Genomic DNA, 12,271 nt, shown 5'->3' with positions numbered 1-12,271 from the left:
TGATGTACAGGGTGAAGGAATTGTCACGGCTGCTGATATTACTCACGACAGCGATGTTGAAATATTAAATCCGGACCTTCATATTGCTACGTTAGCTGAAGGTGGCCATCTTCGCATGAGAATGACCGCAAGACGCGGACGTGGGTATACTCCAGCTGATGCCAATAAACGCGAGGATCAGCCAATAGGTGTTATCCCTATCGATTCGATTTATACACCGGTATCGCGCGTAGCTTATCAAGTGGAAAACACTCGTGTCGGTCAAGTTACGAACTATGATAAGTTGACGCTTGATGTATGGACAGATGGAAGCATTGGTCCGAAAGAAGCGGTTGCTCTTGGTGCGAAAATTTTAACTGAGCACTTAAATATTTTTGTTGGTCTTACAGATGAAGCACAAAATGCAGAAATCATGGTTGAAAAAGAAGAAGACCAAAAAGAAAAAGTGCTTGAAATGACAATTGAAGAACTTGATTTGTCTGTGCGTTCCTATAACTGCTTGAAACGTGCGGGCATTAATACAGTTCAAGAACTTGCACAAAAAACAGAAGAAGATATGATGAAAGTGCGCAACCTAGGACGAAAATCGCTTGAAGAAGTGAAAGCGAAGCTAGAAGAACTAGGATTAGGATTGCGCAAAGATGACTAGTTAATATTGAATTAACTAGGCATTTTCATGTTACAAGTTATTCAAAAAGGAGGGACATCTCATGTCATACAGAAAATTAGGACGTACAAGCGCTCAACGTAAAGCGTTACTTCGCGACTTAGCTACGGATTTAATTATTAACGAGCGTATTGAAACGACAGAGGCTCGTGCAAAAGAATTGCGCTCTGTAGTGGAAAAAATGATTACTCTAGGAAAACGCGGCGATTTGCATGCTCGTCGTCAAGCTGCTGCGTTCATCCGTCCAGAAGTAGCAAACACAGAAACAGGTCAAGATGCGATTCAAAAGCTATTTAGCGATATCGCTCCACGTTACCAAGAACGTCAAGGTGGCTATACTCGCATTATGAAGCTTGGTCCGCGCCGTGGTGACGGTGCTCCAATGGTTGTTATTGAGCTCGTTTAAATCGATTCGGTTGACGTTGACTAAACAAGGGCGAGACAGTTTGTTTTAAACTGGATCTATGCCCTTTTTTTATTTCCCTTTTATATTCTTTATATAGTAGAGTAAGAAGTAGAGATACAGATAGAGACGAGAGGAAGAGAATGAGTGGAAGAAGTAGTTTTATCAGTAGAACATCTTTTCTTTCAATATCCGAATCAACCGAATGATGCCGTTCGCAACGTCACTTTTCAAATAAAAAAGGGTGAATGGGTCGCAATTGTAGGACATAACGGCTCTGGTAAATCGACGGTAGCGAAATTGCTAATGGGTTTATTAATCCCCAAAAGCGGCACGATTAAAATATTTGATAGAGTATTAAATGAAGAAACGATATGGGATATTCGTAAGCGGATGGGGATTGTCTTTCAAAATCCAGACAATCAATTTGTTGGTACAACGGTTCAAGATGATGTGGCTTTTGGATTAGAGAACAATGGGGTGCCTCGTGAGCAAATGATTGATCGGGTGAAGAAAGCGATACAGCAAGTGGGCATGGAAGAGTTTTTATTAAGGGAGCCGCATTCTCTTTCTGGAGGACAAAAGCAGCGTGTAGCGATTGCTGGGATTATAGCGCTAGAACCCGATATCATTATTTTAGACGAAGCGACATCGATGCTTGATCCAAAAGGAAGAAGAGAAGTCATTGAGGCGATTTATGATTTAAAAGTAAAGCAAAATATGACTGTCATTTCGATCACGCATGATTTAGAAGAGGTAGTAAAAGCCGATAACGTTATTGTGATGAACGAGGGAACCGTCATGGCGGAAGGGGCGCCAATGCAAATTTTTTCGTTAGGAAAAAAACTCGAGGACATAAGGCTTGATTTACCGTTCGCAATTAAATTGCAAAACGAATTAAGAAGTATGGGCATTCCAATGCAAATAAGCGATGCCTCCATAGATGGGCTGGTGAATGAATTATGGACATTATATTCAAAAATGTAGAGCATATTTACCATGCCAATACTCCTTTTTCGCAACGGGCGATTTATGATATTGAACTATCCATCCGCAGCGGTGCGTATGTAGCGATTATTGGACACACCGGTTCAGGAAAATCAACGTTGCTGCAGCATTTGAACGGTCTGTTGCAACCAACCAACGGCACGGTGTCCATTGGAGAATATACGATTACGAGCTCGCAGAAGCCACGGCTATTAAAACCACTTCGCCAAAAGGTCGGCATCGTGTTTCAATTTCCTGAACATCAGCTATTTGAGGAAACGGTGGAGAAGGATATTTGTTTTGGCCCGATGAATTTTGGCGTTCCCGTAGAAGAAGCCAAAAAGAGAGCAAAGGAAGTTCTCCAGCTTGTAGGACTTCCTGAGGACGTGCTAAACAAGTCTCCTTTTGATTTAAGCGGCGGTCAAATGCGCCGAGTGGCGATTGCCGGCATACTGGCAATGGAACCGGATGTGATTGTTTTAGATGAACCGACAGCAGGTCTAGATCCAAAAGGCCGGAGAGATTTAATGGAAATGTTTGCGCGTCTCCATCGCGAAAGAAAGCTGACGACCATTTTAGTGACCCATAGCATGGAAGATGCGGCGAAATACGCCGATTATATTGTCGTCATGCATAAAGGGACAGTATGGAAAACAGGCACTCCTCAACAAATTTTTAGTGATGTGGATGCATTGCTGCAATTAGGATTGGACGTGCCCGAAACAGTATTAATCAAACGTAAACTTGAAGAGAAAATCGGGCGGGAAATCCCATCGCCGTGCTTAACGATGGAGCAATTAACTAAAGGGATTCATGCACTATTTGCTAGGGTGAGCGGCCATGAATAAAATGATGCTTGGAAGATATGTCCCTGGAAATTCAATGATTCACCGAATGGACCCTCGGGCGAAGCTGATTGTTGTGTTTTTCTATGTCGGTATTGTTTTCTTAGCGAATAATGGTCTTACGTATGCTATTTTAACAGCTTTTACGTTTGCGCTCCTTTTTTTGTCGCAGGTGCCTCTTTCATTTGTTCTAAAGGGGCTAAAGCCTATTTTATGGATTATGCTTTTCACGTTTTTAATGCATGTTTTCATGACGAAAGAGGGGTACGTTCTTTATCAGTTAGGTACATTTACTATTTATGAGGGCGGTGTGAAACAAGGCATTTTCATTTCGCTGCGGTTTCTTTTATTCATTTTAATTACTACACTATTGACGTTGTCTACGACACCGATTGAAGTAACAGATGCGGTTGAAAGTTTGTTTGGTCCATTGAAACGATTTCGTGTTCCTGTTCATGAACTTGCGCTAATGATGTCGATTGCGTTACGTTTTATTCCGACGTTAATGGAGGAAACGGAAAAAATCATGAAGGCTCAAGCAGCGCGAGGCGTCGACTTTTACGGCGGACCGCTCGGAGAAAGAATGAAAGCGATTGTATCTTTGCTTGTTCCTTTATTCATCCATTCATTTAAACGTGCAGAAGAATTGGCAATAGCAATGGAGGCACGGGGATATCGCGGCGGTGAAGGGCGGACGAAGTATCGTTTATTAACATGGAAATGGATCGATACTTGTTTGCTTGTTTCTATTTTAATATTAGCGGTTATTTTATTCTTATTACGCTCTTAATGGGGAATGAAAAATGAAACGAATGAAGTGCATTATTTCTTACGATGGCACACATTTTGCTGGTTATCAAATTCAACAAAATAAGAGAACGGTACAAGGGGAATTAGAGCGCGTGTTATCCAATATGCATAAAGGAGAAGCGATACGTGTGGCGGCTTCCGGGAGAACGGATGCAGGCGTTCATGCATATGGGCAAGTGATACATTTTGATTCCCCCTTGCACCTTCCATCAGAGGCTTGGAAAAAAGCTTTAAACGCTATGCTGCCCGATGATATTGCCGTGCGGGAAGTACAAGAAGTAGATGATTCATTCCATGCTCGATTTAGCGCGGTGGCCAAAGAATACCGCTACAAAATAAGAATAGCGCGAGAAAAAGACGTATTTTCTCGCCATTATTACTACCATTATCCGTATCCGCTAGATTGCCAAGCTATAGAACGAGCGCTTGAATTAGTAAAGGGAACTCATGATTTTACGAGCTTTTGTTCAGCGAGGACAGAAGTAGAGGATCGGGTACGGACCATTTATGAAGCGAATATTGTTTGCAATCATGACGAACTAGAGTTTCAGTGGATCGGCAACGGCTTCTTATATAACATGGTACGCATTCTTGTTGGAACGATGCTTGAGATTGGACAAGGGAAAAGACCATGGGATTGCATTCCTTCTATTTTGGAAGCAAGAGACCGGCGTCTTGCTGGAAAAACTGCGCCGCCTCACGGGCTCTATTTATGGGAAGTTTTCTATGACAACTAATCCTGGTGTAACATTTTCTTGACATTGGCATTGGAAAGAGATATCATATCATATGGTATGTATTTTAGAGCCACGATTAGCCCCGGAAAATAATCGTGTTCAAATAAATATATAACGTCTGGTCATTTTTTATTTTAGGAGGGAAAATCATGCGTACAACTTATATGGCGAAGCCAAACGAAGTAGAACGTAAATGGTACGTTGTTGACGCTGAAGGCAAAACGTTAGGTCGTCTTGCAAGTGAAGTAGCAGCGATTTTACGCGGCAAACATAAACCAACTTTCACACCACATGTAGATACTGGCGATCATGTAATCATTATCAATGCGGAAAAAATTGAACTAACAGGTAAAAAGCTAACAGATAAATTGTACTATCGCCACAGCTTACATCCAGGTGGATTGAAAGTAAGAACGGCACTTGAAATGCGTACAAACTATCCTGAAAAAATGCTTGAATTAGCGATTCGCGGTATGCTTCCAAAAGGTCGTCTTGGCCGTCAAATGTTCAAAAAATTGCATGTCTACAAAGGAAGCGAACATCCACATCAAGCACAAAAACCAGAAGTTTACGAACTTCGCGGATAATCGATTAAGGAGGGTATTATTTTGGCACAGGTACAATATTATGGAACAGGCCGTCGCAAAAGTTCTGTTGCACGTGTACGTTTAGTTCCTGGTGACGGACGCATTGTCATCAATAACCGTGATATTCAAGAGTACATCCCATCTCAAGCGTTAATTGAAGTTGTAAAACAACCGCTTGTATTAACAGAAACATTAGGCAACTACGATGTATTAATCAACGTGCATGGTGGCGGTTTCTCTGGTCAAGCAGGCGCGATTCGTCACGGTATCGCACGCGCATTGTTAGAAGTAGATCCAGAATACCGTCAAACATTGAAACGCGCAGGTTTATTAACTCGCGATGCTCGCATGAAAGAGCGTAAAAAATACGGTCTTAAAGGCGCTCGTCGTGCACCACAATTCTCAAAACGTTAATATATCAACGTTTCAAGGCTCTTTTCACTTATGTGGAAAGGGTCTTTTTTATATTTAAAAAAGCTTTTAAACACATTTGAATCTCAATGTATCTTTGCAACTTTCCTGCTGTTTATTCCTTTAACATATCCCCTCAAGAAGTCTCCCGTCTCGAAATGGAGTGTAGGCAGGAGAGGTTCATTTGTCAAATACAATATTTTCGAAAGCAAATGGGCAGTAATTTAGCCTGTGAATAAGCTTCACAGTAGAACAGTACAACATACTTATACTTTAGAGATTTATTTAGGATGGTGATCTTTTAAATGTATAATCAGACAGTATACTCCTATATAAATTATGATCAGCAACTGGAGCGTCAATTTCCAAGTTTACCATTGCCTTCGTTTCCAGAACTATCAGGTTTACCGAGTTTGCCGGGACCTGAGTTTACGGGACCATCAGGTTTTCCAGGTCTACCCGAATCACAAATTCCACAAGCTCCAACTGCTCCTCCTCCACCATTTATTCCTCAACAAGCAACTGCCGCACCATTTGCTGTTGATCCAGGAGCAATTAGGTTGTGCCTGTTTCGTAATACTTTTATATGGCTCGACAATGGTGAAGCGTTTTGGTTTTATCCTATTTTCGTAGGTCCAAGATCTGTTGCTGGTTTCAGATGGAATGGTTGGTCCTGGATGATTTTTGGTATTGATACAAGGAGAATTACTTCGTTTACGTGTTTTTAAAAACTATAGTTTTCGAGGGCAATACTTGAATCAGGACATTGCCTTTTGCTTGTTTGTTTACTGAACAGGTTGTGAAGAATTACACTTAAAGTAACGGATGCTTTAGTTGAACAAGAAAATAAACAAAAAACAAAACGCTCGGACATTAAAACCCAAGCGTTCTTTGTTTGCTATTTGTATTGCTTTTATGATGCTAAACATACTGTGTTTTAGCATGTTATTGCACCTGTTTTTTATATTTTTTCTAAGGTAATCAGAACTATTTAACATAATCCGCCGAGAAGTCTCCCACCTCTAAGCGAAGTGTAGGTGGGGGAGGTTCATCCTAAGGTGAATGCATATATAAAAGAATATAATTTCCTTTTGCTTTTAGCTAAAAAAGCTGTTAAACCTTGAAATAACAACAATTGTTTTATCTCACGTTTCTTCATACTTATATACACACATGGAAGAGCATAAGAAATACGGTCTTAAAGGCGCTTGTTGTGCACCACCATTCTCAAAACGTTAATATATATGCAAAAATCCCAGTCGTTATGGCTGGGATTTTTTTGTTTGAACTGCATCCCTTTTTTGTGCATGTTTGCAGCAAATCGGTAGGAAACTACATTTCAAAGGAGTGTGAAAACGAATGAATGTGATCACATCTTTTAAGGAAAAGAAAAGGGAAAAAGAAATCAAATACGAGCGAAAAATGCTGCGGGAATTATCATTAGAAAAATTGCGAGTACAAGCACATCAATATTTTCTTCCTTTTTATCAAAGACACCGTGTGTTTCCTTCCGTTGTCGAAGAGGGATGCATTGATATGGCCATTGAAGCCTATTTGCTAGGGGCAAGCTACAGCCGATTCGGCTATTATGGAGAGTCGATTGAACAGGTTAAAAAGCGTTCTGCGCGAGAAGAAAAACACCTTATTGATGCACTATTTGATTTTTTATGTTTTTGGAGTGACGTTGGTGATATCAACGCAGGTGAACCTTTATATTACGCGTGCGAAAGTTATATTGCTCATTGGTGGACGGAAGGGTTTGAAAAAGGGAAAAAACGTTGGCGTTTAAAACTGCGCTAAAAAGTTCTACTTTCTCCTCTTGTCCCATATAAGATAAATAAGGGGAAACGCAGGAGGAGAAACGATGAAAAGAACGATATGGGTAGTCATTGCTAGTGCCGTTATATTTACGATTATTTTTCAATACGTTATTTCCGATACCCACTCCATGAAGTCATGGAATTTGCCTCTTTCGGGAAGAATTATTATTTTAGATCCTGGACATGGCGGACCTGATGGAGGTGCAGTCGGCGAGGAAGTGCTAGAGAAGCACATCGCATTGAATGTGGCAAAAAAATTGCGTGACTATTTGCAACAACAAGGAGCTCTCGTGCTTTTGACGCGCGAAGACGATAGTGATTTAGCAGACAAAGATACGAGAGGATATAGCAGAAGGAAAGTAGAAGATTTAAAAAAGCGGGTTCAATTCATTAACCAGTCAGAAGCGGACTTATTCATTAGCATCCACCTAAATGCGATCCCGTCTCCGCGATGGCGAGGAGCACAAACGTTTTATTATGATTCTTTTATCGAGAATGAACGGCTTGCTAAATTTATTCAGGCAGAACTGCGTCGCAACCTTGAGAATACAGATCGCTCAGCAAAAGTGATTAATACCGTTTATTTATTGAAATATGCTAAAAAGCCGGGTGCACTAGTGGAAGTTGGATTTTTGTCCAACCCAGAGGAGCGTAAACTGCTCGATTCTGATTCGTATCAAATAAAACTTGCTGCGTCTATTTATAAGGGAGTGTTGCGTTATTTTTCTAATGAGAAAAGTCCTCCTAACTAAGAGGGCTTTTATTTTATATGCGTGATGAACATTCACGATCAATAAATATATATGTTATAGTAAAAATATGAAAACGAATACATAATAAGGGTTGGTGATGAACAATGCTAACTGAACAAGATGTACGTAAGTTATTAGAAGAGATACAGGATCCATTTTTAAATAAATCATTCAAAGAAACGGATGCGATTCAAGAAATTAAAATCAAGGAAGACAAAGGGCATGTGAGCGTGAAAATCGCTTTAGCGAAAACAGGGACGGCAGAACAGCTTCAGGTACAAACAACAATCGTTCAGACATTGAAAAACGCAGGAGCTGCATCTGTCGGCTTGCGTTTTACGCAGCTTTCTGATGAGGAAATTACCAAACATCTCGGATCCAAAAAGCAAACGACATATATTGCCATCGCAAGCGGAAAAGGAGGAGTTGGCAAATCAACTGTTTCTGTGAACCTTGCTGTTTCACTAGCACGACTCGGAAAAAGAGTGGGGTTAGTAGACGCGGATATTTATGGATTCAGCATCCCGGATATGATGGGAATTATTGAACGACCTGTTGTACGTGGCGATAAAATCATTCCAGTGGAACGTTTCGGAGTAAAAGTCATTTCTATGGGTTTTTTTGTAGAGGATAATGCGCCGGTCATTTGGCGCGGTCCGATGCTCGGAAAAATGCTCAACAATTTCTTTAAAGAAGTAGAATGGGGGGATTTAGACTACTTACTATTGGACTTGCCTCCAGGAACGGGCGATGTGGCGCTAGACGTCCATACGATGCTTCCGTCCTGTAAAGAGATCATTGTGACGACTCCGCACCCGACAGCGGCGTTTGTTGCAGCGCGCGCTGGAGCCATGGCGCTTCGTACAGAGCATGAGATTATTGGTGTGATTGAAAACATGTCGTATTTCGAAAGCAAGCTGACCGGGGAAAAAGAGTATGTATTTGGAAAAGGAGGAGGCAAGAAATTAGCAGATGAGCTGCAAACAGAACTCTTAGGACAATTGCCGCTGCAACAACCTGACTGGAATGACGATGATTTTGCCCCATCGGTATATGGGGAAGATCATCCGGTTGGGAAAATTTATATGGAAATTGCACGAAAAGTAGCGGAAAAATGCTAAATGAAAAAGGGCTTCTTTGTATAAGAAGCCCTTTTAAGTTGGCAATTCAGCTATTGTTGATTGTCTCCTTGTTGACCGCCTCCACCATCTCCGCCGTCTTCTCCTTCTCCCCCGCCGCTTGTGTCACCTTGCTTCTTTGTTCCTTGCATATTTTCAGCGGCGGCTTTAATTAAAAGGTCTTGAATTTTTGCTTTAAATAAAGGACTTTCAAATGTTTCTGTCATTATTTTTTGTAGATGCCCTCGGAACTCTTTGCTTTTTAAAACAGTAAGTGATGCTTTTTCCATTTCAGGATTTTGTAAAAGATCTATCATCATTCCCTGGTATTCCGGGTCTTTCATCAATGCTTTAATTGTTTTTTCCTGTTCGCTTTTTAAACTTTTAGCAAAGCTTTGGGCGAATTTTGGGTCCTCAAGTGCTTTTTCCCAAAAATCCACTCCTTTTTTAGATGTCAGTATTTGCTCAATTGTTTGTTTTACCACATTCTGATCCATGATGAGTTGCTGTTTGATTTTCTCGTCTGTCATTACATCTTGGATCGCCTTTTTACCTTCGTCTGTTTTTAAAATATCGACAACCATTTTTTTAATTTGGTCATAATCGGGTGGAGCTGGGCTAGTTTCTTGTGGTGCACAAGAACCAAGGATCATAAAACAAGCTAATAAGAGGAGCGATGTCCAGTATCTCATGTATGATAAGCTCCTTTCTGCAAAGTTCCTTATCCTTAATATGAATTTCCGGCAAAAAAATATACGTTTGTCTTATTAATCGCTAGCCTTTTTAAAGCGCGACTGATAAAATTTTTAAAGGAATAATTAGAGTATGATGGAGGTTTAAGATGTGAACAGCCGGAAATGGGTTCGTTTATTTTTGACAACATTAGCGATCGGTGGAATCGCAACAGCAATTACAGGCTTTGTTGTTGAATGGAACAAGTATGAGAAACTTTTTATTCATTTGCAGATCGGTGAAATTTTGGCAGTTTTAGCATGGTATATTGGCTTTGGATTTATTTTTAGCGTTATCAGCCAAATGGGCTTTTTTGCTTATTTGACAGTTCATCGGTTCGGATTAGGATTTTTCCGTTCAGTATCACTTTGGAATTCAGTGCAAATCGTCCTTATTGCCTTTGTTTTGTTTGATTTAGTGTATTTTCGCTATCAAGTATTTGGAAAAAGCGGAGAATCAATTTTTAGTTACATATTGGTAGCTTTATTCGTTTTATTGTTTGGACTTGTAACTGCATATATTAAAAGAAGACAGACAAACAAAGAAGCGTTTATACCTGCGTTATTTTTCATGACGGTTGTAACCATTATCGAATGGTTTCCTGCATTGCGTATTAACGATGAAAAATGGTTATATTTAATGTTAATTCCTCTATTGATTTGTAACGCTTATCAATTGTTACTCCTTCATAAGTTAACGAAAGTCAGTTCTTCCTGAGGAAAATTGGAAGAAGTAAAAAGGAGGCCGCATTAGTGTTGTGGCCTCCTTTATTGTTTGCTGGAGTGAATTAGTTTACTTCTCTACTATTTGTTTCCCCATTTTCGATAAGCTCGGAAATGCTGACATTTCGATATTTGTGTTGTTTTATGACTCGGATAATCTGCGGCAATGCTTCAGAAGTTTGTCGAGCGGAATCTGAAGCATGAAGTAAAATAATATCACCAGCTTCCATATGGTCGGTGACATTATTGACAATGGCATCAACGCCTGGATTAAGCCAATCTTTTGAGTCAATGCTCCAGTGGACAACTGTATAGCCGAATGATTCAGCAATTTTAAGAACTTTTTTGTTAAAATTACCATTTGGCGGTCGGAGTAAGGTAACTTGTTTGATGCCCAAAGTGTCGAAGACTTTCTTTGCTTGCATTAAATCGCGTCTTATTTTTGCATCTTCTAACTGTGTATAGTCGGTATAGTTATAACCCATGCTCCCGATTTCATGTCCATCATCTTTAATTCGCTTAACGATTTGTGGATGTCGCTCCGCCCAAGAGGCAGACAGAAAAAAGGTAGCATTTTTAATTCCGTTTTTTTTCAACACATCTAAAATCGGTAAGGCGCGTTCGTCGCCCCATGTAATGTCAAATGTCAGGGCAACTTCATTATTGCTCTTTGCGGCTTTATATATTGCTTTTGGGCCAGTAGGTGTTGAAAAAGTAGGGCGGTTAACGTTTTCTACATATAAAATAAAGGCGGTAAAAAATGCGGCAAAAATAATAATAAGACTTCTCTTTAGAGAGCGGCCATTCAAAGCGTAAAAAAAGCTCAATATTCTTACCCCCTTTGTCCTATGAATTAGCTTTATGAAATCATATGCTTGTCATCTAAAATTATGAAACGGACTTAACACCTTTTTATTAATTTTTAGGAAGATGGGGGACTTCCAATTCTTTACCTTATTAAAGAATCATTCAAGAATGAACAATGTTGAAGGACAGTACCTTGATAGTGATATAGATATAAATGTCAGAAATAAGCGTTTTGGTCTGCTTAGAAATGGGGTTGGAGCAGTTTATGCATGTTTTCTTCTGCGTTTTGTAATGGAATGAGCCTCTAACTACACTCCGTTGAGAGGTGGGAGACTTCTCGGTAGGTATGTTAAATTTTGATTTTGAAACGTATGATGGCAAAGGCAGAAAGGATGGGGAGAGTATTAAGATTCTGCTGTAGGATATACGGTGAGAAAAATATAAAAAGTTGTTGACATTTCTTTTTAGGGGTGATATATTAATAAACGTCGTCGGGAAATAAAAAAAGTTGTTGACAATGTAATCATTGTCGTGATAGTATAGAAAAGCCGTCGATGAGACAAAATGTTCTTTGAAAACTGAACAAAACGAAGCGTCAATGAGAAAAGCGAAGGCGAGCGTTTAACGCCGAAAGGAAAATGTTCTTCCGACGAGACATGCTTGCATGTCGGCGGAGGAAGGTTATTTTCCGCAAGGCGTTGCGAGCCGAAGCTAGACAATAAAGAAAAGCTGAGGACGCCCGATGATCGGCGAAACGCGCTGTAGGGCCTGCGAGGAGGCTATCGCCGCCGCAGCAGGACCGAAGCGTCGCGAGCCGATGGCGTCCGAAGCTAGACAATCAGCCAATCAAATTTCTTTGGAGAGTTTGATCCT

Annotated in this window: 15 protein-coding genes; 13 read left to right on the top strand and 2 right to left on the bottom strand. The window is 40.3% G+C overall.

The window, feature by feature from the left end:
• From rpoA to N667_RS0116865, 12 genes are all read left to right on the top strand, one after another.
• On the top strand, positions 1–649 hold a 649-nt coding region (gene rpoA, locus N667_RS0116920; protein ID WP_027410617.1), incomplete at its 5' end, for a DNA-directed RNA polymerase subunit alpha.
• A 61-nt stretch (positions 650–710) separates the two neighbouring features.
• Complete coding sequence (rplQ, locus tag N667_RS0116915) at positions 711–1,073, top strand: 50S ribosomal protein L17 (RefSeq protein WP_027410616.1); 363 nt, start codon at positions 711–713, stop codon at positions 1,071–1,073.
• 144 nt (positions 1,074–1,217) lie between these two features.
• Complete coding sequence (locus N667_RS0116910) at positions 1,218–2,057, top strand: energy-coupling factor ABC transporter ATP-binding protein (protein WP_027410615.1); 840 nt, start codon at positions 1,218–1,220, stop codon at positions 2,055–2,057.
• A complete protein-coding gene (locus tag N667_RS0116905) occupies positions 2,033–2,905 on the top strand; it encodes an energy-coupling factor ABC transporter ATP-binding protein (protein ID WP_027410614.1) in 873 nt (290 codons plus the stop codon). The genes N667_RS0116910 and N667_RS0116905 overlap by 25 nt, the downstream gene beginning before the upstream one ends.
• Entirely contained in the window at positions 2,898–3,692 is a 795-nt protein-coding gene (locus N667_RS0116900) for an energy-coupling factor transporter transmembrane component T family protein (protein ID WP_027410613.1), read from the top strand. The genes N667_RS0116905 and N667_RS0116900 overlap by 8 nt, the downstream gene beginning before the upstream one ends.
• Positions 3,693–3,705: 13 nt before the next feature.
• Entirely contained in the window at positions 3,706–4,449 is a 744-nt protein-coding gene (truA, locus tag N667_RS0116895; RefSeq protein ID WP_027410612.1) for a tRNA pseudouridine(38-40) synthase TruA, read from the top strand.
• 149 nt (positions 4,450–4,598) lie between these two features.
• On the top strand, positions 4,599–5,036 hold the full coding sequence (gene rplM / locus N667_RS0116890; protein ID WP_027410611.1) for a 50S ribosomal protein L13: 438 nt from the start codon (positions 4,599–4,601) through the stop codon (positions 5,034–5,036).
• Positions 5,037–5,057: 21 nt separating this feature from the next.
• Positions 5,058–5,450, top strand: coding sequence for a 30S ribosomal protein S9 (gene rpsI, locus N667_RS0116885; protein ID WP_027410610.1), 393 nt, complete (start codon positions 5,058–5,060; stop codon positions 5,448–5,450).
• 302 nt (positions 5,451–5,752) lie between these two features.
• On the top strand, positions 5,753–6,175 hold the full coding sequence (locus N667_RS0116880; RefSeq protein ID WP_027410609.1) for a hypothetical protein: 423 nt from the start codon (positions 5,753–5,755) through the stop codon (positions 6,173–6,175).
• A gap of 631 nt (positions 6,176–6,806) precedes the next feature.
• Entirely contained in the window at positions 6,807–7,247 is a 441-nt protein-coding gene (locus tag N667_RS0116875) for a DUF2521 family protein (protein ID WP_027410608.1), read from the top strand.
• A 64-nt stretch (positions 7,248–7,311) separates the two neighbouring features.
• The gene (gene cwlD / locus N667_RS0116870; RefSeq protein WP_027410607.1) at positions 7,312–8,019 is read left to right on the top strand and encodes an N-acetylmuramoyl-L-alanine amidase CwlD; all 708 of its coding nucleotides are present in this window, start codon (positions 7,312–7,314) and stop codon (positions 8,017–8,019) included.
• Between the two features lie 104 nt (positions 8,020–8,123).
• The gene (locus N667_RS0116865) at positions 8,124–9,140 is read left to right on the top strand and encodes an Mrp/NBP35 family ATP-binding protein (protein ID WP_027410606.1); all 1,017 of its coding nucleotides are present in this window, start codon (positions 8,124–8,126) and stop codon (positions 9,138–9,140) included.
• Positions 9,141–9,190: 50 nt separating this feature from the next.
• Here the strand turns inward: N667_RS0116865 and gerD are convergent, their stop codons facing one another.
• The gene (gene gerD / locus N667_RS0116860; protein WP_027410605.1) at positions 9,191–9,829 is read right to left on the bottom strand and encodes a spore germination lipoprotein GerD; all 639 of its coding nucleotides are present in this window, start codon (positions 9,827–9,829) and stop codon (positions 9,191–9,193) included.
• 151 nt (positions 9,830–9,980) lie between these two features.
• Between gerD and N667_RS0116855 the strand changes: the two genes are divergently transcribed.
• Positions 9,981–10,586, top strand: coding sequence for a KinB-signaling pathway activation protein (locus tag N667_RS0116855; RefSeq protein WP_027410604.1), 606 nt, complete (start codon positions 9,981–9,983; stop codon positions 10,584–10,586).
• Positions 10,587–10,656: 70 nt separating this feature from the next.
• Here N667_RS0116855 and pdaB read toward each other — a convergent pair whose 3' ends face one another.
• The gene (gene pdaB, locus N667_RS0116850) at positions 10,657–11,418 is read right to left on the bottom strand and encodes a polysaccharide deacetylase family sporulation protein PdaB (RefSeq protein WP_027410603.1); all 762 of its coding nucleotides are present in this window, start codon (positions 11,416–11,418) and stop codon (positions 10,657–10,659) included.
• Positions 11,419–12,271: the final 853 nt, after the last annotated feature.

Source organism: Anoxybacillus tepidamans PS2, assembly GCF_000620165.1.
GTDB classification, from domain to species: Bacteria; Bacillota; Bacilli; order Bacillales; family Anoxybacillaceae; genus Anoxybacteroides; species Anoxybacteroides tepidamans_A.
Note: the sequence above shows the minus strand (reverse complement) of the source record. Positions and strands in the feature narration are given on the sequence as shown.